The following is a 25,701-nucleotide window of genomic DNA, read 5'->3' as shown; positions in this document are numbered from 1 at the left end:
AATAACTAAATTAAATATTATGAAGTGTTTTTATGATATTCTTATTTCTTCTTGCTTCGGAATATACATGATGGGATAAGAAATAGAACATTCAACTCACCGATTTGGACTTCTCCTCGAATAGGCTTACTATTTAAAATTCGTAAAACCGCCTTATGTAATCGGTGACATAATAGAAAACCTTTGCTCAAAGAAATTATTAATTTCTGATGCCAAATAAACTCAATTTAAGATAAAATCATGAAAAAATTCGCCCTCATCTCTTTAATAATTTTCATCTGTAACAGCACCAAAGCGCAAGATCAGGATTCAATTAAATCAGATACTACACGTTATCTTAATCTGAAATACATCGGTTTTTACAGACAGAATCTCCCATTATCCTATATTGCTCCATTGGGAGAGCTAGGCGCTAAGAATAAATACATATTTACCTCAAGACTAAGCACATCTTTCATGATTCTTGGAACCAAGGGATCGCGACTGGCAGCTGCATTAGTTCCTGATTTTACCATAAGGATGCTTGATCTAAGCTCTAAACCTGTGTATACACCGGATTTTAGAATCGGTGGAGCATTTTATTACCGGCTGAATAATGATGAAAATAACTATAAATATGCAACTTTGGGTTTCATGCATCACTCTAATGGACAGGATAACACACCAAGACAAGTTGTAGGCACATTGAATTATAAAGATTGGGATTTCTCTACCAATTACATTTATGGGAGGTATAATTGGGGGAGAGTTAAAAGTAACGGTAATATCTTAAGATCTTCACTAAATCAACAGGTTGAGTTTAAATCAAATGGATTGTTTGACTATGACAATGTTATAAAAGGAGATTACGGTTTTACGAGAATCGGCTATGGTGTTTCTTGCAGGACATATTCCTATTTTTACGATCTTTTAACCAAGGATGAGAAAGAAAACAATAAGCGTGTTCCTAATAAAGAAGATGACAGAAAAGGATGGTTAAATAAGGAGCGGTTCAGATGGAATATAGAAACATCTTATGCGATAAATAAATATGATAATTATAAATTCTTTGCGGTTAAAAGGAGATTAAATATAGAAGCAACGGCATATTATTCGCCATTTTGGATGAGACAAACCTCACTTATGTTAGGTACCGGCTATTATGGGGAAGATCCATACAATATTTACTTTAAGGATAAATATGCCTGGGTAAGGTTTGGTATCGCTGTGGGATTCTTAAAATACACGGCAAAGGCGCGAGGTAAAAACTATGAAAGTCAAGAATTTAACTAAAATCGTCAATCAAAAATACAAACAACTCTTTAGGCCCATGTGCACCTAAAACCAATGTTTTTTCGATGTCTGCAGTTCTGCTGGGGCCGGTAATGGTGCTGATCATGGATGGGATTTGATTGCCGTATTTGTTTTTTAACAACTGAAAGGCATCTTTAAGATCCAAAACCAGCTGACTTGTTTTAGCAATCACAATATGGTGGTGTGGGAAAATGCTCAACCTTCTGCCGGCAGCACCGCTATTACTTACCATTACGCTTCCGTTACGAGCAATCAATGTTTCGCAGAGGGTAATGCCAACCTCTGCCTGGTCAAAATCCTTGTCGGTTTGGTAAAATGGAAATTCGTACTTGTTTAAGAACTGCTGCAGCTCGGGCTCCCAACAATAAATTTTACGCCACTTAAATTTATCGGCCAGCTGGAGCATATTTTCAAAAAAATCGATCCCATCTTCACAGAAGATAAAATTTCCAGATACGGCAGTAAGCTGTTCGGCAAACAATACCTCTAACTCGTCGGTGTTTTTTTTATACAATGCACTTTCTTCCAAATTAGGATAAGGGCTTTCGCGCTTCTCTAAAAGTGCTTTCCTTATCTTTTTTAGTATTTGCTCTTTCGCTGTCGTATTATCCTTCATTGTAAAAAAAAGCTACCCCAATAATTAAACCAGGGTAGCAAATGTAATAATAGAAATTATTTATTTATGCTTCTACCGGAGTAATATGTCCGGGAGTTCCGCTTTCTGCTTGATTTTCGAATAAACGTTTACCAAAAATCACTTCTAAATCATCTTTAAATAAAACTTCTTTTTCGATTAAAATATCAGCCAATTGGATCAACTTATCTTTGTTTTCTTCCAATAATTTGATCGCTCTCTGGTATTGGCCTTCAATTAATGCCGAAATCTCCTTATCGATGGTTAAAGCAGTGTCTTCTGAGTAAGGTTTTGAGAAATTATACTCATTCTGACCAGAAGAGTCGTAATAAGTAATGTTACCTAATTTCTCGTTCAAACCATAAATAGTCACCATTGCCCTGGCCTGTTTGTTTACTTTTTCTAAGTCACTTAAGGCACCTGTAGAAATGGTATCGAACATTACTTTTTCAGCTGCCCTTCCGCCCATTGTTGCACACATTTCATCGAGCATTTGGTGAGGGCGAACAATTAAACGTTCTTCTGGTAAATACCAAGCCGCACCTAAGCTCTGTCCGCGTGGAACGATCGTAACCTTAACCAATGGTGCTGCATGTTCCAGCAACCAGCTTACTGTAGCATGACCTGCCTCGTGTATAGCGATAGCACGTTTTTCGCTTGGCGTGATGATTTTGTTTTTCTTTTCTAAACCACCAACAATGCGGTCTACTGCATCTAAGAAATCTTGCTTATCAACAGCCGATTTATTCTTACGTGCTGCAATTAAGGCGGCTTCGTTACAAACATTTGCAATGTCTGCACCTGAAAATCCAGGGGTTTGTTTTGCTAAAAATTCAGTATCAAGCTCTTCTGATTTTTTAAGCGGGGCGATATGAACTTCGAAAATTTGCTTACGCTCTATAACGTCCGGTAAATCAACATAAATCTGTCTGTCGAACCTTCCGGCCCTTAATAAGGCTTTATCTAAAACATCGGCACGGTTGGTAGCAGCCAAAATGATCACATGTGTATTGGTTCCGAAACCATCCATTTCAACCAAAAGTTGGTTTAAGGTGTTTTCACGCTCATCATTTCCACCCATCACACCGTTTTTGCCCCGCGCGCGGCCAATGGCATCAATCTCATCAATAAAAATGATACAAGGTGATTTATCTTTTGCCTGTTTAAATAAATCGCGCACACGTGACGCACCTACTCCAACAAACATCTCTACGAAATCAGATCCTGATAAAGAGAAGAAAGGAACCTGCGCCTCACCGGCAACGGCTTTGGCCAATAAGGTTTTACCAGTACCCGGCGAACCCACCAATAAGGCTCCTTTCGGGATTTTTCCACCCAGGTCGGTATATTTTTTAGGGTTTTTAAGGAAATCAACAATTTCCATTACCTCCGTTTTTGCTTCTTCTAGACCTGCAACATCGTTAAAAGTAATGTTTACCTGGCTCTCTTTATCAAATAAAGTAGCTTTTGATTTTCCTATACTGAAAATCTGACCGCCACCGCCTGCACCACCACCCATTCTGCGCATCATAAAGATCCAGAAACCGATTAAAAGCAATACAGGTAAAATAATGCTTAAAAACCAGCTTGCTAATGGATTGCTGCGACTGGTTTTTTCTGCCAACACCCTGGGCTGGTTAGCGGGAAGGTCTTTTTGCGAATCAGCAAGTTGTTTATCAAGGCCGTCCATAGTGCCGGCATTGAAAAACACGATCGGACCATTATTTGTATTTACATTAAAGGCACTATTGCTTTTGTATGCATTGTATATAGGTTTTTTCAGGCTATCTTTTTTGATGTAAACCTCTACCCTAACTAAATCGTCGGATTTATAGGCAACAACTTTCTGAACATCACCCTTAAGCAACATCTGTTGTTCAAACTTCTGGTAGGTAACCTCTTTACCTCCATCGGTAGTAAATAAAAACTGCCCAGCTATAATTGCAATGATAATGGCTGCATAAACCCAGAAAATATTAAACTTTGATCCTTTCTGAGGTTTTTTAGGAATGTTTGGAATTCTTTTTCCCTGTTTTTCGTTGGTATTTTGATTGTCGTTCATTTGTCTTTGTCAAAAAATGGTTGTAAGGGTTATGCGCTTTGAAAATTTGTGCTTTCGGCATCTCCCCAAAGTTCTTCTATGCCATAAAAGTGGCGCTTTTCGGTTTTAAAAATGTGCACAACCACATCAAAATAATCAAGAATAATCCAATCTGCTGATTCAAAACCTTCTTTGTGCCGTGGATCGGCCTGGGTGGCTTTATATATTTCTTTTTCTACACTATCGGCAATAGCTTTTACCTGCGTAGCAGAGTTGGCGCTCGCAATAATAAAGTAATCCGCTACTGAGGTATGAATATTTCTTAGATCTAACCGCACAATATCTTCTCCTTTTTTTTCTTGTATGCCATGTACGGCCAACTCAGAAAGGTATGTAGAAAGGGCTACTATTTTCTTTTTTACCATTAAAATGCTTTAATTTTGGAATTAAAATAACATAAATTCAACACTTGCAAAATAACACTTTTTCGACACTATTTGTTGGTCAAAATTTAATCAAATTAAAAGAAGTTGATTCTACCAATAACTTTTTGAAAGATTTGGTGTCAAAATCCGAGCCATTAGCCGAAGGTACTGTAATTATGGCAGATAATCAATTTGCAGGCCGGGGGCAGCAAGAAAACGTTTGGCAAACCCAAGCGGGTAAAAATATCAGTACCAGTATTTATTTAAAGCCGTCTTTTCTACCCTTAAATAAACAGTTTTACCTCAATATTGCGGTTAGTTTGGCTGTAAGCGATGCTTTAACCTGTTTTGTAAAAGAGGGTATAAAGGTAAAATGGCCAAATGATATGTATTATCAGAACAAGAAACTGGGAGGCATACTGATTGAAAATATACTGACAGGAGCTTCTATTAAATCTTCTGTAGTTGGCATTGGTTTAAATGTAAATCAATCAGAATTTCATGAAAGTATCAGGGAGCGAGCCATTTCGGTCATTCAAATTTTACAAAGAAATGTTCATTTGATGGATATTATGGAGAAAATATTCGTCTTTATGGAAAAATACTATTTAATTTTGAGAGCCGGGAAATACAGTATTTTACAAAATGATTACCTTGCAAAACTATACAACTATCAGGTTCCTGCGTTATATAAATATAACGGAGAGATTTTTGAAGGAATAATTAAAGGAGTTGAAGATAGCGGCAGGTTAACTGTTGATACAAATGATGGCTTGAAAAGCTTTAACTTTAAAGAAATAGAATCTATACACACAAAATAAACACATAATGAAAAAAATCACCTTAGTTCTTTCAATGGTATTTTTTACCATTGCCGGTGCCTTTGCTCAGATAGAAAAGCCGGTAACATGGGCTTACTCAGCAAAAAAAACGAGTAAAACAGAAGCTGTAATCTATTTAAAAGCGACGATTGATGACAGATGGCACATCTACTCGCAAAATGTTAAAGACGGCGGACCTGTAAAAACCACATTTACTTTTGCTCCTTCTAAAGATTTTAGCCTTGTTGGCAAAACCATCGAGCCTAAAGCCATTGTTAAATATGAAAGCACGTTTAAAATGAACGTAAGTTATTTTGAAAAAGCAGTTATTTTCCAGCAGAAAATAAAATTAAACAAAGGCGCCACCGTTGTTAAAGGTAAAGTAGAGTTTATGGTTTGTAACGATAAACAATGTCTTCCTCCGGAAGAAGTTGAATTCAGCGTACCCGTTAAATAGTTGAGCTCAAAATATTTAGAAACAGTCCCGAATTTTCGGGACTGTTTCTTTTTAAAGTAAAATCTATCCCGTATATAGGTTTATGAAGAACCATTTATAAAATTATGCTTAATTTCACAGGTTCAAACACACACATAACACACAAATGAAAAAGGTTTTATTATTGTTACTAATGGCCAGCATGTTTATCGCATTGCCAGCGGTTAAAAGTTTTGCCGCCGTAACACAAGATACTACAGCTACCGCTCCTCCCGATGATATTGTTTTTACTGAAGTAGGTTCTGCGCAGGATAGTGCAGCCAATAGCCAGGTAAAAACAGAAAAAGACACCCTTAAAAAGGATACGGCTAAGGTAGAAAAAGCTACTGTAGCGGGTAAAGATGCACCAAAACAATCACTTTGGGTAACTTTTGGCTTAGGGCTGTTGGCGGGTATTGCCGCCTTTTTTCTTCCATGTATTTTCCCTATGGTGCCACTTACTGTTGGTTTTTTTACTAAAAGGGCCGAAAGCAGGGCAAAAGGGATCAGAAGCGCCATTATTTATGGTTTATCGATTATTGTGATTTACGTTGGTTTAGGCGTCATTATTACTTTGATTTGGGGCGCCAGTGCATTAAATGAAATATCGACCGACGGATTTTTTAATATTTTTATCTTCCTTATACTGGTCGTTTTCGGCGTATCTTTCTTAGGGGCTTTCGAAATTACCCTGCCGAGTTCATTTGTAAACAAACTCGATGCGAAATCAGATGCTAAAGGCTTAAGCGGAATCTTTTTTATGGCCGCAACTTTGGCTGTTGTTTCTTTCTCTTGTACAGGCCCGCTTATTGGAACCTCTTTGGTGGCCATTAATACCGATCTTTTAACCCCTATTGTGGTTATGTTTGGCTTTTCGCTTTCGTTGGCTGTAATTTTTACCATGTTTGCCATTTTCCCAAGTTTAATGACGGGTTTGCCAAAATCGGGGGGGTGGTTAAATTCGATTAAAGTTTTTCTGGGCTTCCTAGAGCTGGGTTTATCTTTAAAATTCCTTTCAACGGCTGATCTGGCTTATCACTGGGGAATATTGGACCGTGAGATATTTTTAGCCATCTGGATTGTTCTTGCTTTAATTTTGGGCGTTTATTTACTGGGAAAAATCAAATTTTCCCATGATAGTGATCTTCCTTATGTATCTGTACCCAGGTTGTTCATCGCAATCGCAACTTTTGTATTTGCCATTTATTTAATTCCGGGCCTGTGGGGTGCACCTTTAAAAGCAGTTAGTGCATTGGTTCCTCCACTTTCTACCCAGGATTTTATTATCGGCCAGGATAATAATGGCGGTTCAAACCAAACTGCAGCGCCTGGTCATGCTAAACGTAAATATTCTGAATTTCTACACATTCCTCACAATATTGATGGTTTCTTCGACTACCAGGAAGCTTTAGCATATGCGAGGGAAGTAAAAAAACCATTATTCCTGGATTTTACCGGGCATGGCTGTGTAAATTGCCGTGAAATGGAAGCCCGTGTGTGGTCTGATCCCAGAGTACTTAAAAAGTTAAAAGAAGATTACATTGTGGTATCGCTTTATACCGATGATAAAACAGATCTTCCGGAAGCGGAAAAGTTCGATTCGAAAATTCTGGGCACAAAAGTCAATACAGTTGGTAAGAAGTTTAAACATTTGCAGGCTGAAAGATTTAATACCATTTCGCAGCCATATTATGTACTTTTGGGTACCGATGAGAAAGAATTAGTTTCACCTCCTATTGGAGTAGAATTTAATATAGACAAATATTTGCAATATCTGGACAAAGGATTATCAGAATTTGCCAAGAAACAAACAAATGAATAAGATCAAGAACATTGGTGTTTTAACCTCTGGCGGCGATTCGCCAGGCATGAACGCTGCCATCAGGGCCGTAGTTAGAGGCTCTATTTATTATAACATTGAAGTAACCGGGTACATCCGTGGCTACGAAGGGCTGATCAACAATGATTTTATCCCTATGGACAGAAAATCTGTAGCGAACATCATTCAGCGTGGCGGTACGATTTTAAAAACAGCGCGTAGCGAGGCTTTTAGAACTGTTGAAGGCAGAAAGAAGGCTTACGAAAACCTGAAAGCCAAAGGAATTGATGCTTTAGTGGTAATCGGTGGTGACGGAACGTTTACGGGCGCCAATATTTTTTCTAAAGAATTCGATTTCCCGATTATAGGTTTACCCGGAACAATTGATAACGATTTGGCGGGTACCGACTTTACCATAGGTTACGACTCTGCCATTAATACGGTTATCGATGCTGTAGACAGGATCAGGGATACCGCCGAATCGCACGATAGGCTTTTCATTGTGGAAGTGATGGGCCGTGATTCGGGATTAATTGCTTTAAGAAGCGGAATTGGAGCCGGGGCTGAGGCCATTATGATTCCTGAGGCAAACATGAATGCCGATGATGTTTTACATAAACTAGAACACAGCCGTAAAGATAAGTCTTCTAAAATTATTATTGTTGCCGAAGGCGATGATACCGGAGGTGCATTTAAAGTGGGCGAAATTTTGCAGGAAAAATACCCGCACTACGATACAAAGGTTTCTGTTCTGGGCCATATTCAGCGTGGAGGTAAACCAACCTGTATGGATCGTGTATTGGCGAGTCGTTTGGGTGTTGCTGCCGTAGAGGGATTAATTAGCGGAGAAAGTGGCGTAATGGCAGGGCAGGTAAACCGGGAAATTATTTTTACCCCTTTCGATCATGCCATTAAACACATTAATGCAGAAAAAGTAAGTGCCAAATGGCTTAAACTAATCGATATACTTTCGTTTTAAAACGAAAAACAGAATATAAAAAGAAAAGTCTTTCCCGCACCGGAAAGACTTTCTTGTTTTTGCTTAGTGTTCGCAATAAGCAATTTCTTAATCTTCTAAAATTACCGCAGTACCATTGGCGCTTACCATGAGCATGCTGCCACCGCTACCAACGGTTTCATAATCCAGGTCTACACCAACAATTGCATTGGCACCCAAAGCAGCTGCATATTGTTGCATCTCATTAACGGCGGTATCTTTTCCTTCGCGCAAAACGCGTTCATAAGAACTGGATCTACCCCCTACAATATCGGTTATACCTGCAAATAGATCCTTAAAAATATTTGCGCCAATAATTGTTTCTCCGGTAACCAGACCGATATATTTTATAATTTTTCTGCCCTCAACAGTAGGCGTTGTGGTTACTAACATCGTTTCAGTTTTTATAATTAGAACCAGTTTTTTAAAAAATGTTACATTTTCGGAACAGCTTTTTTTAAGGTTTCTAAAGGGGTTTTGTGGTACTAAATCCGAGAGCGTTAAGTATTTCTAAAAAATAAATTTATGAAATCGTCAATGCTTTTGCATCACTATTAAAAACCATTGTTATGAGCACATCTAAAACGTTATTCGTCCTACCACTATTATTGATTGTTTTTTTAGCCAATGCACAAATGCCTGTGTTAAAGGTACAGCAGGCAGAAACGGTCGAACAAAAAGAAGCAGTTAAACTTAAAAAGCTTGATATAGATGTACAGATAACCGGGAATATCGCCACAACAGTGATGACCATGACTTTCTATAATAACAGTAACCGTATTTTAGAGGACGAACTTACCTTCCCTATGCCCGAAGGAGTGAGCATTAGCCGGTATGCTTTGGATATCAATGGAAAAATGCGCGAAGCGGTGCCTGTAGAAAAGGCAAAAGCAACTGAAGTTTTCGAAAGCATTGAACGCCGGCGGGTTGACCCGGGGTTGCTGGAAAAGGTTGAAGGGAACAATTTCCGTACAAGAATTTATCCTTTGCCTGCAAATGGCAGCAGGACCATCATTGTGGGATATGAAGAAGAGCTTAATTTTAGCAGCGCTAATGTTTTGCGCTATCACCTGCCCTTAGATTATAATCAGGCCATTGAAAAATTTACGTTGAAGGCAACCGTTTTTGAAAGTATTATCAAACCGGAACTTGGTGAGCAGCCTGATGGCAGTTTTGATTTAAAGGCCAATGGAAATACCTACATCGGCGAAATTAACAGGACCAATTACCAGCCCAAAACCGGTCTGACCATTAACCTGCCAAAACGAAATAATTTACCTGAGGTACAAATGCAGAAAGCATCATCCGGTTATTACTTTTTGGTCAATGTTTTTCCAAAAATGGAGCACCGGGAGCGCAAATGGGGCAATCATATCGGTTTGATCTGGGATGTATCTTTAAGCGGACTTCAACGCGATACCGACAAAGAGATAGCATTGCTGGATTTAATCATCAAACAAAAACAAAACCTAACCATCCAATTGGGCTTAGTAAACAATGGTTTTAAAAATGCCGGAACCTTTGTTATTACAAACGGCAACTGGTCGGCATTAAAAGATAAACTGAAAAATCTGGTTTATGATGGGGGTACAAATTTCGGGGCGATAAATGCAAAGAACATTCAGGCAGATGAGTATCTTTTATTTACTGATGGCTTATCTACCTTCGGAAAAAATACCATTGCTTTAAATAAACCTGTTCATTGTATCAATACAGCACTAAAGGCAGATTACAGTACTTTAAAATACATTACCTTAAAAACAGGAGGACAATTTATAAACCTTAATTCTACTACTGTTAATGATGCTTTTAAGCAATTAAATCAGCAGAACCTCCAGTTTTTAGGGATCAAAAACGGGAACACCGTCAGGCAGACCTACCCTTCAATGAAAGTAAATGTAAACGGGCATTTTTCGCTGGCAGGCATTATGAGCGATTTTAATACCGAATTTATTTTACAGTTCGGCTTCGGAAATACAGTAGTTGCTGAGCAGGCTGTTCGTTTAAATGCCACAGAACACACTTTGAGCAGTATCGATGTGAGCCGGGTTTGGGCGCAGAAGAAAATTGCTGAAATGGATGTCCAATACGAAGAAAACAAAGATGATATCAGTGTTTTAAGCAAACAATTTGGGATCGTTACCAGAAATACCAGTTTAATTGTTTTAGAAAACCTAGATGATTATCTCCGTTATGATATTGTCCCTCCCATAGAGTTACAAGAGGCTTATAATACCGTGTTAAAACAGCGCAGGGTAAGTCTTTTAGAACAAAAGCAGGATTTGATCAACGCTGCAATAGCCATGACCAAGGAATTGAAAACCTGGTGGAATACTGATTTTTACCATAAAGGGCCGGAAAAGAAAAAAGAAAGATACCCTGATCCCGACCGAAGGGATGCACTGGTAGAACCAATTGGCGATGTAACAAGAACGGAGGTTGTTAAAGCAGCTGAGATGGTGGTTCCGCCCATGCCGCAAGCTGCAGCCGCCAGCAGAGATAAAGAAACGAACCAACTCAATGAGGTGGTGGTTGTAGGCTATACTGCCCAACGAAAGAGCGCTGTTGCAGCAGCGGTCACAACCATAAGGGGAAATGTTTCAAATGCGCTTGAGGGCAGGCTTGCGGGCGTGCAGGTAAATCAGAATAGTGCCTTGAAGATGCCGCCGGCACCAGCACAGCAACAACCCGCTATCATGATCCCCGAATTTAAAAGCGATAAGGATTATATGAAGCATTTGGTGGGTAGCCCTGACAGTGCTTACCAGGCTTATTTAAAAATGCGATCGAAATATATTTCTACACCCATGTTCTATTTTGATGTAGCCAATTGGTTTTACCAGCAGAAAGACAGTGTAAGGGCTTTAACCATTTTGAGCAATATTGCCGATTTGGACCTCGAAAATGCCGATTTATATAAAACCCTGGCTTATAAATTAAAACAGACAGGTAATTATAAAGATGAGCTTTTTATTACCCAAAAGGTTTTGCAATGGCGGCCAATGGATGCGCAGAGCTATCGCGATTATGCCCTGGCCCTGGCTGATAATGGGCAGTACCAGGCGGCGCTCGATAACCTGTACAAGGTGCTTACCCAAAGCTATAATTCTCAGATTGCCGACAGGGATCAGGGGATTGAAGAGATTATAATTTCAGAAATGAATAACCTAATTGCCAAATATGGCAATAGCATTAGCACAAAGGGGATTGATAAGCGTTTGATCCAGCCACTACCTGTAGATGTTCGTGTGGTACTCAACTGGAATAAAAATGATACCGATATCGACCTCTGGTTAACCGATCCTACCGGCGAAAAGGGATTTTATGGAAACTCCAGGACGAAAATAGGCGGAAGAATCAGCAACGATTTTACCTCGGGTTACGGCCCTGAACAGTTTATGATCAAAAAAGCCATAAAAGGCAAATACAAGATAGAGGTAAATTATTATGGCGACCGGCAGATCAACATCAGCGGACCTACAACGGTAACCGCAGAGATTTATACTCAATATGCAACCGGTAAACAGCAGCGCAAGGTAATTGTAATGCCGCTGGTAGCCAACCAGGGGAAAGGGAATTTTGTAGGTGAATTTAATTTTAATTAAGATTTCGCCGATTAATGGATTACACTGATTTATTGCTTTATTAAATTAAAGTAATAAATCAGCTACTTCTTCCCAGGTGTTTACGCGTTCGTATTCGGTAATGAGTAAGTTATGTGGTGAGGTAAACAACAATGGCCGGCCTTTAAATCCAACAAAATTTTTAATACGGTCGTCGATCATGATGTCAGCCTCAACAATTTTATTCCCGCAGAACATGATGTGCTGCCAGTCGATAAAAGGAAAATGTTCGGCCATCCAATCGTATTTGTCTATAAGTGAGTTACGGAATTCCATTGCTGCTGAAACAATATAGACATCGTATTTTTGCTGCAGGGCTTTAATTACCCGCTGGCTATCCGGAATGACTTCCATATCACGGAAAAAACCCGGTTCGTTAATATATTCGAACCATTTTTGATTAACTTCTTGCGGAACATGATGATAAATTTCATTGCCGGCTTCTATTTTTAAATCGAGCGGAACGTTATAATCGCGGCTATAAAGTTTAATAAATTTTCCGAGGGCATCGGCAATTACCTCGTCCATGTCAATTGCAATTCTTTCCATTTAGTATCTGCAAATATTTTGGCGCAAATATCCTGAAAACAAAGAAATTAAACTATGTTTTTAATTTCCAGTATTTTACTTATCTTTGCAGCCCGCAGCATGAAGCTCCGGGAACTATGTTGAATACATAAATACAAGAGAAAATGGCAACTAAAATCAGATTGCAAAGATTCGGTAAAAAAGGGAAACCTTTTTTCCACGTAGTGGTAGCAGATTCACGTGCTCCACGTGATGGTAAATTTATTGAGCGTTTAGGTTCTTATAACCCAAACACCAATCCTGCTACTATCGAAATTGACTTCGAAAAAACTTTAGCTTGGGTTAACAGTGGTGCACAACCAACTGATACTGCCCGCGCTATCCTTTCTTACAAAGGTGTTTTATACAAAAAACACTTGGAAGGTGGTGTTAAAAAAGGCGCTTTAACTCAAGAGCAGGCAGATGAAAAATTTGCAGCCTGGTTAGATGCCAAAGCCGGTAAAATTTCTGGTAAATCAGAAAGTTTAGCTGCTTCAAAAGCAGATGCGCGTAAAGCGGCATTAGCAGCAGAAGCTAAGAAAAAAGAAGATAAAGCAGCAGCTATCGCAGCTAAAAATGCACCAGTTGCAGAAGAGGTTGTGGAGGAAGAAGCACCAGCTGTTGAGGCTGAAGCAACTGAAGAAGCTCCTGCAGCAGAAGCTACTAAAGAAGAAGGAGCAGAATAATTTAATTATTCAGTTTCAAGAAAATAGCGTTCCGAAATCCGGAACGCTATTTTTTTAAACAAAAATGTCATCCTGAGGGATAATTTATAATATAAAAATCAATATGATTGATAGCCCTCTCACGGGTCGTCATTTCGAGCGGAGTGCAACGCAGTCGAGAACCACGAAGTGCTCAGCGAAGCTAAATCTGTCTCTATAGATTTCTCCATTTCGCTACCGATGAAAAATCGGCACGCTCCAGCCGAAAGGACGATTCTTCTATAGAATCTGTCAATGGTAGGCACGAAGGATGACAATGCAAATTATTATGAAACACGAAGAAGCATTTTACATCGGGTACGTTACCAAAACAAGAGGTTTAAAAGGAGAAGTTCAGGTATTTTTCGAATTTGATGAATACGAAGAGCTTGAATTTGATGTGGTTTTTGCCGATATGAATGGCAAATTGGTACCTTATTTCGTAGCTTCGGCTAAATTGCAGGCCAATAAAACGGGTTATTTTAACTTTGATGATGCTGATCATATCGATAAGGTACAACCGCTACTAAAAAAGAAATTGTACCTGCCCCTGTCGAAAATGCCCGAACGCGAAGAAGGAGAGTTTTTCTATACGGATTTTAAAGGTTATTTAGCCATAGATGAAACTTTGGGCGAATTGGGCGAAATTTTGGAAGTAAACGAGTATCCGCAGCAATTTTTGGCCACGGTGATGTATAAAGAAACCGAAATCCTGTTCCCCTTAAATGAAGATTTTATTGTAGAATACGATAAGGATGAAAAGATTTTAACAGTCGATTTGCCTGAAGGCCTGCTGGATGTTTATTTAGAGAAATAAACCCAATAGAAACTTTTTAAGCGGTATTTCCGTTTTACCTCGTATGAGGTGCTTATCTATTTTAATACTTGTAGTGCTAACAGTAGGCTGTAACCGAAAAGAAAATAAAACGATACAGGTTGCAAAAGTACAGCAGGTAACTCAGCAGGATTCAATTGAAGCGATAGGCTTGAAAGCATTAACTGCTTTGCAAGCCAAAAATTACGAGGCTTTTGCCGCACTGTTTCATCCCACAGAGGGCGTTCGGTTCTCGCCTTATGGTTTTATCGATCCTACACACAAACAAGTGCTGGCCAAAGACTTTCTTGAAGCAATAAAACGGAACTGGATTTTAACCTGGGGCCATGTTGACGGAAGTGGCGAGGCCATCAAAATCAGGGTAAAGGCCTATATTGATCAGTTTATTTACAATGCCGATTATTTGCATGCACCGCAGAAAAGCTATGATGCGGTAATAGGCAAAGGCAATTCAATCGATAACCTGAAAGATGCCTACCCGCAACTCCATTTTACAGAATATCATTTTAAAGGTTTTGACGAAAAGTACAGGGGCTTAGATTGGACCAGCCTGCGGTTTGTTTTTAAGAAATACAACGATAACTATTACCTGGTTGCCGTTATTCACGACCAGTGGACGGTTTAAGGGAATCAAACTATAGTCTTCTGATAGCCAAAGAAGAAGAAAAACGGATTTTTAAGCTTTTGCCAAAAACGCAGGTTATTATCAATGACAAAGGGCCAGAACTGAAAGTAATAAAAGGGATCAGGTAAAAATCTACTTTGGTTTAAAGACTCAGACTAAAGACTTACCTTTGTGCTATGCGTTTCGATATTATAACTGTTTTACCCGCCCTGCTGGAAAGTCCTTTTGCCCATTCCATTTTGCACCGTGCGCAGAAAAAGGGGCTTGCCGAAATTGTAGTGCATAACTTACGTGATTATGCGACCAACAAGCAAAAAAGTGTAGATGATTATCAGTACGGTGGTGGCAGCGGGATGGTGATGAGTATTGAACCTTTTGCGGCCTGTATTGAAAAACTTCAATCTGAAAGGGAGTACGATGAGATTATTTTCATGACTCCTGATGGCGTAACCTTAAATCAGAGCACGGCCAATGAGCTTTCCATTAAAAAGAACATCATTATTTTGTGTGGCCACTATAAAGGCATAGATCAGCGCATACGCGATATCTTTGTTACCCGGGAGATTTCGGTGGGCGATTATGTTTTAAGCGGAGGAGAGCTGCCTGCAGCGATTGTGGTTGATGCCGTAGTACGTTTAATCCCAGGTGTTTTGAATGATGAAACCTCTGCACTGTCAGACAGTTTTCAGGGCGAATTGCTTGATGCCCCGGTTTATACCCGTCCGGCGGATTGGCGCGGACATAAAGTTCCTGATGTTTTATTGAGCGGGCACGAAGCCAAAGTGAACGAATGGAGACACGAACAGGCCTTGGAGCGGACCAAAATCCGTCGTCCTGATCTTTTGGAATAGAAGCATTTAGCACAATCCAATGTGGAATTCGCAAAGATTGTGGAAAAAATTAAAATAGGTTTTTTTATATCAAAAAAAATCCCTAATATTGCAATCCGATTTTCAAGGTAAAGAAAGTTGGTTTAATAGCTTAAAATCATGGATTTAGTAAAATTTGTTGAAGAGCAGGCCATCGCGAAAAAAGATTTTCCTGCGTTCAAGTCTGGCGATACAGTGAGCGTACACTATAAAATTCGCGAAGGTAATAAAGAACGTGTTCAAATTTACCAGGGTGTTGTAATACAACGTAACAGTGCAGGTGCTAATGAAACTTTCACCGTTCGTAAAATGAGCAACGGCGTTGGTGTTGAACGTATTTTCCCTTTTAGTTCTCCAAACATCGAGAAAGTAGAAGTAAATAGCTTTGGTAAGGTTCGTAGAGCGAAATTGTTCTATTTACGTGCTTTAACTGGTAAAGCTGCCCGTATCAAATCTTTAAGAAAATAATATTCTTTATTATAAGATATAGCCTTCACGATTAATTTCGTGGAGGTTTTTTTGTTTATACCTTTGTTAAATGTTAGATTCTTCTTTTTTCAACCAAGTATTTTGGGGCAACACCGTAAAGGCTTATTTCCTTTTCGGAGGCATACTTTTTTTAGGCTTAGTTTTTAAGAATATCGTTTCTAAACTGTTAAGCAGGTTGCTGTTTAAGCTTTTCAGGAACTTTTCCAATCAATCACATAATGATGCTTTCGTTGCCTTATTGGTAAAGCCCATTGAGGTTTTTATTCTGTTAACTACCCTTTACCTTTCAATCAACCAGTTAAAACACCCCTTAGAGGTGCCTGTATTCCATTACAGCAAATTAATCGGAAAGGTTAAAGAGATGATACCGGTAACAATAGGCGATTGTATAGACCGGATATTTCTATTTGGCATTATCCTATCAATCTTTTGGATTATTTTAAGAATAATCGACTTCATTAGCCATGTGCTGCTCTATAAAGCTTCGCTTACGGATAATAAAGCCGATGATCAATTGGTACCCTTTTTAAAAGAGCTGTTTAAAACAATAGTAATCTTTATCGGTTTTTTTACCCTTTTAGGTTTTGTTTTCGAGGTAAATGTATTAACGCTCATTACCGGATTGGGTATTGGAGGTATCGCCATTGCTTTGGCGGCTAAAGAGAGTTTAGAGAACCTGATCGGCTCTTTTACAATCTTTCTGGACAAGCCTTTTACCGTTGGCGACCTCGTAAAAGTTGATGGTGTGGAGGGAACAGTAGAAAAGGTAGGCTTTAGGAGTACCAGGATCAGGACTTCGGAAAAAACCATGGCTACCCTACCGAATAGAGGTATGATAGACGGCGTTTTAGAAAATCTTTCGTTAAGAAATTCACGTAAGGTGTCATTTGTGATCGGACTTACTTACGAAACCAGTTCCGATTCGTTAAGAAAAATTATTACCGAAATTGAAAGTTATATCAATAATCACGAAGGTACCAGCAACGATGGCAATGCTTCTTTTAAAAGCTTTGGTGATTCGGGATTAAATGTTGAAATCAATTATTTTGTAACCATACTTAATTATACTGATTTCCTTAAAATCAGGCAGGAAATCAACCTGGAAATTATGGATATTGTGATCCGGAATAAATCAGATTTTGCCTACCCGACACAACGTTTGATCAGCGACAGGCCGGCTAGCAATACTTCGGAAAAAGAAGTGGGCAATGATACTACGGATTAAAAGCTGTTAAGTGCCGAGATCATGCATCCGGTGTCTTACTCAATATTTTTATTTTGTAGGAAAACCAAAAGGATGTCATCCTGAGCCTGTCGAAGGACAATCTTTTTTAGGTTTTTCGTATTTAAGGTCTTCGACAAGCTCAGACTGACAACGGGGGATGTTAATTTAATAACATTGGTGTCTCACAGATAACGGAATATGTAATTTTGATTTCCGCGGTCTGTGTTCTCACAAACAGCTAAGAAATCTCGAAAAGAGGTGCGCTATAATCAAAAAGCCGACTTAGTATAAACTAAATCGGCTTTTATTATAATTGTATTTTTCTTTTAACTTAAGGTAGCTAAGGTTGTAATCCCGCCTTTTACAACCTGGTTAAGTTCTACGTTTACCTTGGTACCCACCGGAAGAAAAACATCCACTCTCGATCCGAATTTGATGAAACCGAACTGTTCTGTTTGTACCACCTGATCGCCTTCTTTTACATACCATACAATCCTGCGGGCTAAAGCTCCTGCAATTTGACGGAATAATACCGGCGTACCATTTTTATGCTCTACAACCGTGGTTGTACGTTCGTTTTCGGTGGATGATTTAGGGTTCCACGCCGCGAGGTATTTACCTGGGTGGTATTTGAAAAATTTAACTACTCCTGAGATGGGATTACGATTGATGTGCACGTTTATTGGCGACATGAAAATGGATACCTGTAAGCGTTTATCTTTAAAATATTCGCCTTCTTCGGTTTCTTCAATTACGACAACTTTACCATCTGCAGGGCAGATCACCAGGTTTTCTCCTGAAGAAAAGCTGCGGCTTGGGTTACGGAAAAACTGCAATACAATGATGAATAATGCAGCTGAAAAAATATAAATAAACCAGCGTAACCAGGTAATATCGTGATATTTATAATCAACAACGGCGTTGATTACGAAAATAAACAAGATGCTTAAGGCAATGGTGGTGTAACCTTCTTTGTGTATGGTCATTGTGTTAAAAATTATTGGGCAAAGGTGCGAAAAATAAATTAATCCAATTTAAAAATTATGCGCCTGTTGCTCTGTAAATATCAGTCAGATTTCTGCCAAGGCCATTATAATCTAAGCCATAACCGACCACAAACTCGTTAGGTATTTCAAAACCAACATATTCCAGCTCTTCAATATCGTATTTCAGGGCGCCAGGTTTAAGTAAAAGAGAAGCCACTTTAATTGATGCCGGTTTTTTTTCTTTAATTGTTTTTAAAATATGGGTCAGGGTAAGTCCGGTATCTACAATATCTTCTACAATGATAATATCCCTCCCCTCAATATTTTCAGGAAGGCCGATCAGTTCTTTCACCTTTCCGGAGCTTGAAGAGCCTTCGTAGGAGGCCACACGCATAAAAGTAACTTCGCAGGGTACGTTTATTTCTTTGATCAGATCAGCCATAAATAAAAAGCTGCCGTTTAGTATACCGATAAATAAAGGGCATTTCCCTTCATAATCAACATTCATCTGGATACCCAGTAACCGGATCCGTTTGTTTAGGGTGTCGTTTTCTAAAAATATCTCGAACTCTTTATCCTCTACTTTTATTTTATGCATGCTGCTGTTAAATGGTTTTGATGTTTGAAAGTTGTCATGTTATTAATAGCTGTATTGTTTTATTGTTGGCGAAGATGATTAATCGTTTAAATTGGTTAACTGGTTAATTGTTTGAACAGCTCGTCCAACTGTGAATAGTTAACTGAAAATCGCAAACGGTAAGCTCGACTCCGAATCCCCAACTCCAAACTATTGCTGTAGGCTCTTTTCCAGTTCCCTTTGTCGTCTGCGCTCTTCCCTGCGTTCCTGTCTTAATTGCTTTTTGGTTTTGGTGCTATCAGGCTGGTTTGCTGGTTGTTTGTTTGTGACAGTGTCTTTTTTAGATCTGCCGCCAAAAAGCCGCTCAAAAAAGCTTTTATTTTTATCGGGTACAATAACAACCGGCAAACCATCGCCATCATCATCAAAGGCAGTGGTATCAACTACAGCCGTATCTGGTGCTAAATACCGGCGTAATCCTTCTCTTAGGCGTACATTGTAAAAACCATAGCCGGATGTATCACTGGCAATTAAACCCTTTCTGGCCATAATATTTCCCATAAACCTGAAATAGTTGAACATATAAGGTTTCAGGCTACCATCGGCCATAAACTTATACATCGATGCTTTTGGCTTAGGCACTATACTGGCCAGGAATAATCCATCTCCAATGGTTAAATCGGCAGGTTGTTTTCCGAAATAATACCTTGATGCCTCCCCTATCCCGTAAATGTTCTGGCCAAGTTCCATAATGTTGAAGTATACTTCCAGCATCCGTTGTTTGCTGATCAGGTGGTTATGTTCGATTAACCAAACAATCAAAATCTCCTCGGCTTTACGGGCCAAGGTTTTCTGACGGCTTAAATACACATTTTTAACCAGCTGCATGCTGATGGTACTGCCACCACGTTTAAATTTCTTTTCTTTAAAATTTACCGCAATAGATTTACGGATAGATTCTTCTACAAAACCATTATGCGTAAAAAAAGAAGGATCTTCTGCAGTTAAAACGGCATTGATGAAATTTTTTGAAATGGCCGATAAAGGTGTAAAATTCGGATTGGACGGACCAATGGTAATATCGCGCATCGGTTTACCATACTCGTACGGTGTGTATATGAAGGTGCTGTTTATTTTTTGGAGGTTGGTTTTGCCCCACTGTACAATTTTAAAATTAACCGGTGTTAATGTAGAGTTGAAACGTACACTATCGGGTACTTTGGTATCCAGGTAAAACCTGAGGTTGTATTTAACCTTACCCTGTACTTTTAATCCCTCTAACGATTCGAACAGGCCTTGAGGAAAGGCATCTAAAATGCTTTGGGCATCCTGTTCTTCGGCGTTTAATTTTAATTCGTATATCTTATTTTTACCTAAGGTATATTTAATAAAAGGATGTATCTGTGCATTTTTTAAATAGGCTGTTGATGAGCTATCAAGTGCAATATAATTTTGTCCGACCAAAATATCGGCATCCAGTTTTGCGCTTTGCACAATAATGTCGTTTGAAGCAATACGTGGTTGGTTAATGAGCATATTTTTTACCGACCAAGAGCCCGATATTTTATAATCATCACCACTGTATTTTGCATTTTTAAGCTCTGTTTGCAAAGTATCGAAACAGATTTTTGCGTGGAGTTTATTGTTCAGGTAGGGTAATTCGAGTTTTTTGCCATCAGCATAGGCCGTAAAACGTAATTCTTTGCTTCCGGGATTTACATAGCCATCCACATGCCAGGTAGATTCGCCATTGTTTACACTTATGGCCGATTTAAGGTCGCCATTATTAATTGTAGCCATGGTAGAAAAGCTCAACTTAGCAGTATCATGATCATTCAGCTTAAAAATCATGTTTTGCATATCCATGTCATCAGGTATTTTGTATAAAACCTGGTTTAAGATGTTGCTGGCTATTTCTGATAGGTTAACCTTCCCTTTAGTTTCGGTACTGTCTTTTTTCTTTCTTTTTAAAATAAAATCGATATTGGTGGTCGAATCTTTAAGCACTACACTTACAAAACCTTCTTTAAGTTTAACTTCCGAAAGTTTTACATTGCCAAAAATAAGTGGAAAAAGCTTTACGCTTACGCTCAATTCGTTGATGTTTGAAAGCGTATCGCGCTGTTTTGGGACAACAGAGATATTAGTCATTTTTACGGTGCTTAGGCCCGTAAATCCCGCAGATCCGATTTTAACTTCCAAACCATAGTCTTTGTCGGCTTTGGCAATTGCCCTGGTTACCATTTTTTTGAGGAGCGCTTCCCTTTTGCTATAAGCTACAGCTCCTAATGCAATACAAACAACTAAAAAAACACCTAAAACCCAGGCTCCGATTTTCAAATATTTTTTGGGTATCTTAATTTTTGGTATTTGCATAAAGTCGTTAAAATGGTTAATTGCTTAAACGTAACAAATAAATGTTTATTTCGTGTTAAAATTACAGTTTAAAAGCCTAAATAAAAGTATTTATGGCTATGTTTTGTTAATTTTGAATTTAAATTAATATAATGCAGATTAGCCCGCAACAAGTTTTAGATGCGCTTAAAAATGTAGAAGATCCTGATCTTAAAAAAGATCTGGTGACCTTAAACATGATTAAGGATTTACAGATAACAGATAACCAAGTTACTTTTACATTGGAACTTACTACCCCGGCATGCCCGATGAAGGATATGCTCAAAAACGCCTGTACAAATGCCATTAAGCATTTTGTGTCGTCAACGGCAGAAGTAGTAATCAATGTAACTTCGAGGGTTACCCAGCCAGCCAATTCATCTTCGTTAGATAACATCAAAAACATCATTTTGGTTTCATCAGGGAAGGGCGGTGTAGGAAAATCTACCGTATCAAGTAACCTTGCTGTGGTATTGGCCAAAGATGGCGCCAAGGTTGGCCTTATTGATGCCGACATTTATGGGCCATCAGTGCCTACGATGTTCGATCTGGTTGATGCAAAACCTGGTGCTGAAGAAACTGCCGATGGGAAAACCAAAATTTTACCGATCGAAAAGTACGGCATTAAATTATTATCACTTGGCTTTTTTGCCGACCCTGGTCAACCGGTGCCATGGCGAGGACCGATGGCTTCAAATGCGGTAAAACAACTTTTTAACGATACCAATTGGGGAGAACTTGACTATTTAATTGTCGATCTTCCTCCTGGAACAGGCGATATACACATTACCATTACACAGAGTTTCCCGGTTTCTGGGGCTGTTGTGGTTACCACACCGCAACAGGTTGCTTTGGCCGATACGCATAAAGGCTTAGCAATGTTCAGAATGCCAGGAATTAATATCCCGATTTTAGGTGTTATTGAAAACATGTCGTATTTTACACCTGCAGAATTACCTGAAAATAAATATTATATTTTCGGAAAAGGCGGTGGAACAGAGCTTGCTGCACGTTTTGATGTACCGTTTTTGGGCGAAATTCCGATTATACAAAGCATTTCGGAGGCTGGTGATAACGGAAAACCGGTAGCCCTGAACCAAAATCCTTTGTTGGATGGCATATTTGGCGATATTGCCAGTAAGATTGCACAGCAGATTTCCATCAACAATGCGCAAATGGTGAATTGCTAAAAAATTACTATTTTTATAACCTTAAAAAATACATAATGAATTTAACAGAACAAGTAGAACAGGCATTGGAAACCATCAGGCCATATTTAAAGGCCGACGGAGGTGATGTTTCTGTTGAAGAAATTACATCTGAAGGAACGGTAAAACTTAAGCTTCTGGGTAATTGTGGCTCTTGTCCGATGAGTTTCATGACCATGAAATCAGGTATTGAACAGGCAATTATGAAGGCTGTTCCACAGATCACTTCGGTTGTTGCCGTAAACATGGCAGAGCAAGAGTAAGCTTTAACACTATTTAACTAGAAAGTTTTATTTTAAAAATTACTTTTGTCTTAATGAGATATTGTATTGCCCTGATTTGTCTAATTTTTTCCATAACCGCTTTTGCACAACAAAAACCGGCACAGGATAAACTCATCCAGTTTTCAGGGATTATTACCGATATCGATAGCTCGAATGTAATACCTTATGTAACCATCACCAATCTTTCAGCTAAAAGTAAAAGGGTTGGTGCCGATTACAGGGGATATTTTACCTTTATTGTTAACCCTGGCGATACCATCCTCTTTACTGCTATAGGGTACAAAAAGTTTTCAACCGTAATACCACAAAGTACACCTGATAGTAAATACACTATTATGGTTAAATTGAAAGCAAATGTGATCGATTTACCGTCGGTGCGCGTTTTCCCATGGGCTACTACAGAAGAGTTTACCCGCGAGTTTTTATCGATGAAACTGGCAGATGACGATATGGCTATTGCCAAAAAGAACCTTTCGAGATCATCAATTGATGGCTTGATCCAAACACTTCCACGCGACGGACAGGAAATTGGCAGCCAGAATTACCGCTATAATTTCGACAGGATGATTAATAAGAACATGGTGCAAACCAATCCGTTGCTTAATCCTTTTGCCTGGGGTAAGCTGATGCAGCAGATCTTCGATGGAGACAAAAGCAGGGGTAATAATTAGTATGTATTCTTAAGTTCGCAGACATGAGTCTTGAGAACTCCAGCTGTGCAATAGTCATTCACAATTTATTTCAGTATCTTGATGGTGGTAGGTTTGTGGAGATACGAACCAGGACGGCCTGTAATTGCAGAAATAAAAAAAGGGAAAAAGTTTCCATTTTCCCTCATACATCTTCCATCAAACCTATCTTTTCTTGCTTTTATTCGGAAACTTCATTTTGTAATCTGTTTTGATATTTCCTTTCGAAATTGCATCCAGTTTACTTTTCAGCATGGTTTTGCGTAATACACTTACTTTATCTGTAAATAATTTGCCTTCGATATGGTCGTATTCGTGCTGAATTACGCGCGCAGGCATTCCGTCAACATCATCGGTATGCTTTACCCAGTTTTCATCGAAATAGGTAATCTTGATGTTCGGTTTACGCATAATGTTTTCCCGGATGTCGGGGATACTTAAACAACCTTCATTAAAAGCCCACGGCTCGCCGCTTTCTTCCAAAATTTCGGCATTGATGAATACTTTTTTATAACCAGGATTTCCGTCTTCATCTTCACCGGTATCAACAATAAATAAGCGGATAGGTAAGCCAATTTGAGGGGCCGCCAGACCAACGCCGCTGGCATTGTACATGGTGTCGAACATATCGCTGATTAATTGATTTAATTCGGGATAATCTTTATCAATTTCAGTTCCTACCTTTTTTAAAACAGGATCTCCGTAAGCTACTATGGGTAATTTCATCGTATTGTATTTTTTCAGATCTGGGTCTGAGCTCATTAATTGTTGCAAAATGTTGTCAGTATAAGCCTGTTGAAGGCCCAGTGTTAAGCCCTTTGACAGGCTCAGGCTGACAAATAAAAATTTAAACTACAAAAATAGCAATTATTCCTCTATTGGACAGAAAGTAAAGATATTCAGTTGTTCAATATCGAGCACTTCATTAACTACATCGGCCATTTGAAGTGGTGTAACCGCATTGATTTTTTCAAAAACGGTGCTTAAAGAATCTATTTTACCGTGATCGATCAGGCTTTTGGCCATCGAAATAACTAAGCCGATCCGGTTCTCTTCGCTTAAGGCGATTTGCCCGATAAATTTGTTTTTGGCCTTTTGTAATTGCAGTTCATTCAGCGGTTTTTCTCTTAGTTTTTTAATCTCTTTAAAGATTAAGGAGAGTGCCCTGGCCTGTTTTTCCCTATCTGTTCCGAAATAAATGGTAAAAATGCCTGTATCGCTTAGGGGAGAAAAATTTGATTCAATGGTATAAGCGATGCCGTATTTTTCCCTGATCTGCAGGTTTAAAACAGAGCTCATGCCATTGCCACCAAAGTAGTTATTGAGCAGCATCAGTGCAGCTTTCTGCGGTTGATGAGTAGAATAAGCCTGCGTACCCAAAATGCAGTGTGCCTGCATAATTGGTTTATAAATGGTGGTATTGCCTGATGCAAGAATGAGGGGTTTAGTCCGGTTTTTCTGCGGGTTGTTCGCCTCAACATCGGCAAAATGTTTGTTCCCTTTGTTGATGATGCTGTTTAATGTATAGTTTCCTAAAACAGCAATTACAATTTCATTTGTGCGATAATTCGCTTTCCTGAAATTGATCACATCCTCGCGGGTAAAAGCCTGAACAGAATCTGTAGTACCCAGGATATTATTACCAAGCGGGTGCCCGGCGAAAAGCATATCTTCGAAATCGTCGTTTATTGCTTCTTCCGGCTGATCGAGATAAGAAGAAATTTCATCCAAAATCACACTTTTTTCCTTCTCCATTTCTTCCTCAGGGAAAGTAGAATGGAATACGATATCGTTAAACAGGTCTAATGTCCGGTCGAGATATGGATTTAAAAAAGAGGCATGAACACAAGTATATTCTTTAGTGGTGTAGGCGTTTAAGTCGGCCCCAACACTTTCTAAACGGTTTAAAATCTGGTTGGTACTGCGTTTTTCGGTCCGCTTAAAAATTAAATGTTCGATGAAATGTGCCAGGCCGGCTTTATTCGCGGGTTCGTCGCGCGATCCGGTATTAATAATGATGCAAGCGTGCGATATGGCGGAAGCCGAAGGCACATGCAGTAAGCGTATGCCGTTTGGCAGGGTGTGAACATTGTATTCCATTGAGGGGCAAAGATAAGGCTA

Annotated in this window: 25 protein-coding genes; 15 read left to right on the top strand and 10 right to left on the bottom strand. The window is 39.1% G+C overall.

The features are described 5' to 3' along the window. The first annotated feature begins 240 nt into the window (after positions 1-240). Complete coding sequence (locus tag ACFSR6_RS21215; protein WP_379082711.1) at positions 241-1,272, top strand: hypothetical protein; 1,032 nt, start codon at positions 241-243, stop codon at positions 1,270-1,272. On the opposite strand, the gene ACFSR6_RS21210 is transcribed toward ACFSR6_RS21215, so the two are convergent. From ACFSR6_RS21210 to rsfS, 3 genes are all read right to left on the bottom strand, one after another. Continuing rightward, complete coding sequence (locus ACFSR6_RS21210) at positions 1,265-1,909, bottom strand: LutC/YkgG family protein (RefSeq protein WP_183766646.1); 645 nt, start codon at positions 1,907-1,909, stop codon at positions 1,265-1,267. The genes ACFSR6_RS21215 and ACFSR6_RS21210 overlap by 8 nt on opposite strands. 64 nt (positions 1,910-1,973) lie before the next feature. Further along, on the bottom strand, positions 1,974-3,989 hold the full coding sequence (gene ftsH, locus ACFSR6_RS21205) for an ATP-dependent zinc metalloprotease FtsH (protein ID WP_379082709.1): 2,016 nt from the start codon (positions 3,987-3,989) through the stop codon (positions 1,974-1,976). Between the two features lie 29 nt (positions 3,990-4,018). Continuing rightward, a complete protein-coding gene (gene rsfS / locus ACFSR6_RS21200) occupies positions 4,019-4,393 on the bottom strand; it encodes a ribosome silencing factor (protein WP_090981333.1) in 375 nt (124 codons plus the stop codon). Positions 4,394-4,437: 44 nt separating this feature from the next. On the opposite strand from rsfS, the gene ACFSR6_RS21195 reads away from it, so the two are divergent. The 4 genes from ACFSR6_RS21195 (at position 4,438) to pfkA (ending at position 8,487) form a co-directional block, all read left to right on the top strand. Beyond that, positions 4,438-5,214 carry a biotin--[acetyl-CoA-carboxylase] ligase gene (locus ACFSR6_RS21195; protein ID WP_379082707.1) on the top strand — a complete coding sequence of 259 codons (777 nt, stop codon included), beginning with the start codon at positions 4,438-4,440 and terminating at the stop codon, positions 5,212-5,214. Between the two features lie 7 nt (positions 5,215-5,221). After that, complete coding sequence (locus ACFSR6_RS21190) at positions 5,222-5,671, top strand: protein-disulfide reductase DsbD domain-containing protein (RefSeq protein ID WP_379082704.1); 450 nt, start codon at positions 5,222-5,224, stop codon at positions 5,669-5,671. Between the two features lie 145 nt (positions 5,672-5,816). Continuing rightward, entirely contained in the window at positions 5,817-7,511 is a 1,695-nt protein-coding gene (locus ACFSR6_RS21185; RefSeq protein WP_379082701.1) for a protein-disulfide reductase DsbD family protein, read from the top strand. Next, the gene (pfkA, locus tag ACFSR6_RS21180) at positions 7,504-8,487 is read left to right on the top strand and encodes a 6-phosphofructokinase (RefSeq protein ID WP_379082699.1); all 984 of its coding nucleotides are present in this window, start codon (positions 7,504-7,506) and stop codon (positions 8,485-8,487) included. The genes ACFSR6_RS21185 and pfkA overlap by 8 nt, the downstream gene beginning before the upstream one ends. Before the next feature lie 87 nt (positions 8,488-8,574). Here pfkA and ACFSR6_RS21175 read toward each other — a convergent pair whose 3' ends face one another. Continuing rightward, complete coding sequence (locus ACFSR6_RS21175; RefSeq protein ID WP_029281519.1) at positions 8,575-8,898, bottom strand: heavy metal-binding domain-containing protein; 324 nt, start codon at positions 8,896-8,898, stop codon at positions 8,575-8,577. Positions 8,899-9,074: 176 nt separating this feature from the next. Here ACFSR6_RS21175 and ACFSR6_RS21170 point away from each other — a divergent pair, with 176 nt between their 5' ends. Beyond that, positions 9,075-12,110 carry a VIT domain-containing protein gene (locus ACFSR6_RS21170; protein WP_379082697.1) on the top strand — a complete coding sequence of 1,012 codons (3,036 nt, stop codon included), beginning with the start codon at positions 9,075-9,077 and terminating at the stop codon, positions 12,108-12,110. A 45-nt stretch (positions 12,111-12,155) separates the two neighbouring features. Here the strand turns inward: ACFSR6_RS21170 and ACFSR6_RS21165 are convergent, their stop codons facing one another. Continuing rightward, positions 12,156-12,677, bottom strand: coding sequence for a 5' nucleotidase, NT5C type (locus ACFSR6_RS21165; protein WP_379082695.1), 522 nt, complete (start codon positions 12,675-12,677; stop codon positions 12,156-12,158). A gap of 143 nt (positions 12,678-12,820) precedes the next feature. Here ACFSR6_RS21165 and ACFSR6_RS21160 point away from each other — a divergent pair, with 143 nt between their 5' ends. The 6 genes from ACFSR6_RS21160 (at position 12,821) to ACFSR6_RS21135 (ending at position 17,442) form a co-directional block, all read left to right on the top strand. Then, complete coding sequence (locus ACFSR6_RS21160; protein ID WP_379082693.1) at positions 12,821-13,381, top strand: 30S ribosomal protein S16; 561 nt, start codon at positions 12,821-12,823, stop codon at positions 13,379-13,381. A 307-nt stretch (positions 13,382-13,688) separates the two neighbouring features. After that, positions 13,689-14,216: a ribosome maturation factor RimM gene (gene rimM / locus ACFSR6_RS21155; RefSeq protein ID WP_379082690.1), complete on the top strand. Its 528-nt coding sequence runs from the start codon at positions 13,689-13,691 to the stop codon at positions 14,214-14,216. A gap of 43 nt (positions 14,217-14,259) precedes the next feature. Continuing rightward, on the top strand, positions 14,260-14,859 hold the full coding sequence (locus ACFSR6_RS21150; protein WP_379082688.1) for a hypothetical protein: 600 nt from the start codon (positions 14,260-14,262) through the stop codon (positions 14,857-14,859). A gap of 176 nt (positions 14,860-15,035) precedes the next feature. Further along, on the top strand, positions 15,036-15,710 hold the full coding sequence (gene trmD / locus ACFSR6_RS21145; RefSeq protein WP_343522674.1) for a tRNA (guanosine(37)-N1)-methyltransferase TrmD: 675 nt from the start codon (positions 15,036-15,038) through the stop codon (positions 15,708-15,710). Positions 15,711-15,848: 138 nt separating this feature from the next. Beyond that, positions 15,849-16,196, top strand: coding sequence for a 50S ribosomal protein L19 (rplS, locus tag ACFSR6_RS21140; protein WP_183766670.1), 348 nt, complete (start codon positions 15,849-15,851; stop codon positions 16,194-16,196). A gap of 70 nt (positions 16,197-16,266) precedes the next feature. Beyond that, a complete protein-coding gene (locus tag ACFSR6_RS21135) occupies positions 16,267-17,442 on the top strand; it encodes a mechanosensitive ion channel family protein (RefSeq protein ID WP_379082686.1) in 1,176 nt (391 codons plus the stop codon). Between the two features lie 326 nt (positions 17,443-17,768). On the opposite strand, the gene ACFSR6_RS21130 is transcribed toward ACFSR6_RS21135, so the two are convergent. From ACFSR6_RS21130 to ACFSR6_RS21120, 3 genes are all read right to left on the bottom strand, one after another. Then, positions 17,769-18,428 (bottom strand): phosphatidylserine decarboxylase family protein, encoded by a 660-nt coding sequence (locus ACFSR6_RS21130; protein WP_108197006.1) that lies wholly within the window; start codon positions 18,426-18,428, stop codon positions 17,769-17,771. A gap of 55 nt (positions 18,429-18,483) precedes the next feature. Beyond that, positions 18,484-19,026, bottom strand: coding sequence for a hypoxanthine phosphoribosyltransferase (hpt, locus tag ACFSR6_RS21125; protein ID WP_379082684.1), 543 nt, complete (start codon positions 19,024-19,026; stop codon positions 18,484-18,486). Positions 19,027-19,215: 189 nt separating this feature from the next. Continuing rightward, positions 19,216-21,381, bottom strand: a complete 2,166-nt coding sequence (locus tag ACFSR6_RS21120) for a transglycosylase domain-containing protein (protein WP_379082682.1) — start codon at positions 21,379-21,381, stop codon at positions 19,216-19,218. A 131-nt stretch (positions 21,382-21,512) separates the two neighbouring features. On the opposite strand from ACFSR6_RS21120, the gene ACFSR6_RS21115 reads away from it, so the two are divergent. From ACFSR6_RS21115 to ACFSR6_RS21105, 3 genes are read left to right on the top strand one after another with little or no spacing between them, the layout of a single operon-like run. Beyond that, positions 21,513-22,589 carry an Mrp/NBP35 family ATP-binding protein gene (locus ACFSR6_RS21115; RefSeq protein ID WP_379082680.1) on the top strand — a complete coding sequence of 359 codons (1,077 nt, stop codon included), beginning with the start codon at positions 21,513-21,515 and terminating at the stop codon, positions 22,587-22,589. Between the two features lie 35 nt (positions 22,590-22,624). Next, a complete protein-coding gene (locus ACFSR6_RS21110) occupies positions 22,625-22,870 on the top strand; it encodes a NifU family protein (protein ID WP_025141622.1) in 246 nt (81 codons plus the stop codon). A 53-nt stretch (positions 22,871-22,923) separates the two neighbouring features. Further along, the gene (locus tag ACFSR6_RS21105; RefSeq protein ID WP_379082678.1) at positions 22,924-23,562 is read left to right on the top strand and encodes a peptidase associated/transthyretin-like domain-containing protein; all 639 of its coding nucleotides are present in this window, start codon (positions 22,924-22,926) and stop codon (positions 23,560-23,562) included. Positions 23,563-23,745: 183 nt separating this feature from the next. Here ACFSR6_RS21105 and def read toward each other — a convergent pair whose 3' ends face one another. Next, positions 23,746-24,306, bottom strand: coding sequence for a peptide deformylase (gene def, locus ACFSR6_RS21100; protein WP_379082676.1), 561 nt, complete (start codon positions 24,304-24,306; stop codon positions 23,746-23,748). A 141-nt stretch (positions 24,307-24,447) separates the two neighbouring features. Further along, positions 24,448-25,680, bottom strand: a complete 1,233-nt coding sequence (locus tag ACFSR6_RS21095; RefSeq protein WP_379082674.1) for a M16 family metallopeptidase — start codon at positions 25,678-25,680, stop codon at positions 24,448-24,450. Positions 25,681-25,701: the final 21 nt, after the last annotated feature.

This window comes from Pedobacter vanadiisoli, from assembly GCF_042684385.1.
Taxonomy (GTDB): domain Bacteria; phylum Bacteroidota; class Bacteroidia; order Sphingobacteriales; family Sphingobacteriaceae; genus Pedobacter; species Pedobacter vanadiisoli.
Note: the sequence above shows the minus strand (reverse complement) of the source record. Positions and strands in the feature narration are given on the sequence as shown.

Bases quoted from the DNA above. Each gene is read 5' to 3' on its own strand.
- ACFSR6_RS21105 (WP_379082678.1), top strand. From the start codon at position 22,924: ATGAGATATTGTATTGCCCTGATTTGTCTAATTTTTTCCATAACCGCT.
- ACFSR6_RS21165 (WP_379082695.1), bottom strand. From the start codon at position 12,677: ATGGAAAGAATTGCAATTGACATGGACGAGGTAATTGCCGATGCCCTC.
- ACFSR6_RS21115 (WP_379082680.1), top strand. From the start codon at position 21,513: ATGCAGATTAGCCCGCAACAAGTTTTAGATGCGCTTAAAAATGTAGAA.
- rimM (WP_379082690.1), top strand. From the start codon at position 13,689: ATGAAACACGAAGAAGCATTTTACATCGGGTACGTTACCAAAACAAGA.
- ACFSR6_RS21110 (WP_025141622.1), top strand. From the start codon at position 22,625: ATGAATTTAACAGAACAAGTAGAACAGGCATTGGAAACCATCAGGCCA.
- ACFSR6_RS21135 (WP_379082686.1), top strand. From the start codon at position 16,267: ATGTTAGATTCTTCTTTTTTCAACCAAGTATTTTGGGGCAACACCGTA.
- ACFSR6_RS21215 (WP_379082711.1), top strand. From the start codon at position 241: ATGAAAAAATTCGCCCTCATCTCTTTAATAATTTTCATCTGTAACAGC.
- pfkA (WP_379082699.1), top strand. From the start codon at position 7,504: ATGAATAAGATCAAGAACATTGGTGTTTTAACCTCTGGCGGCGATTCG.
- rsfS (WP_090981333.1), bottom strand. From the start codon at position 4,393: ATGGTAAAAAAGAAAATAGTAGCCCTTTCTACATACCTTTCTGAGTTG.
- ACFSR6_RS21185 (WP_379082701.1), top strand. From the start codon at position 5,817: ATGAAAAAGGTTTTATTATTGTTACTAATGGCCAGCATGTTTATCGCA.
- ACFSR6_RS21190 (WP_379082704.1), top strand. From the start codon at position 5,222: ATGAAAAAAATCACCTTAGTTCTTTCAATGGTATTTTTTACCATTGCC.
- ACFSR6_RS21210 (WP_183766646.1), bottom strand. From the start codon at position 1,909: ATGAAGGATAATACGACAGCGAAAGAGCAAATACTAAAAAAGATAAGG.
- def (WP_379082676.1), bottom strand. From the start codon at position 24,306: ATGAAATTACCCATAGTAGCTTACGGAGATCCTGTTTTAAAAAAGGTA.
- ACFSR6_RS21160 (WP_379082693.1), top strand. From the start codon at position 12,821: ATGGCAACTAAAATCAGATTGCAAAGATTCGGTAAAAAAGGGAAACCT.
- ACFSR6_RS21170 (WP_379082697.1), top strand. From the start codon at position 9,075: ATGAGCACATCTAAAACGTTATTCGTCCTACCACTATTATTGATTGTT.
- hpt (WP_379082684.1), bottom strand. From the start codon at position 19,026: ATGCATAAAATAAAAGTAGAGGATAAAGAGTTCGAGATATTTTTAGAA.
- ACFSR6_RS21120 (WP_379082682.1), bottom strand. From the start codon at position 21,381: ATGCAAATACCAAAAATTAAGATACCCAAAAAATATTTGAAAATCGGA.
- ACFSR6_RS21175 (WP_029281519.1), bottom strand. From the start codon at position 8,898: ATGTTAGTAACCACAACGCCTACTGTTGAGGGCAGAAAAATTATAAAA.
- trmD (WP_343522674.1), top strand. From the start codon at position 15,036: ATGCGTTTCGATATTATAACTGTTTTACCCGCCCTGCTGGAAAGTCCT.
- ACFSR6_RS21130 (WP_108197006.1), bottom strand. From the start codon at position 18,428: ATGACCATACACAAAGAAGGTTACACCACCATTGCCTTAAGCATCTTG.
- rplS (WP_183766670.1), top strand. From the start codon at position 15,849: ATGGATTTAGTAAAATTTGTTGAAGAGCAGGCCATCGCGAAAAAAGAT.
- ACFSR6_RS21095 (WP_379082674.1), bottom strand. From the start codon at position 25,680: ATGGAATACAATGTTCACACCCTGCCAAACGGCATACGCTTACTGCAT.
- ftsH (WP_379082709.1), bottom strand. From the start codon at position 3,989: ATGAACGACAATCAAAATACCAACGAAAAACAGGGAAAAAGAATTCCA.
- ACFSR6_RS21150 (WP_379082688.1), top strand. From the start codon at position 14,260: ATGAGGTGCTTATCTATTTTAATACTTGTAGTGCTAACAGTAGGCTGT.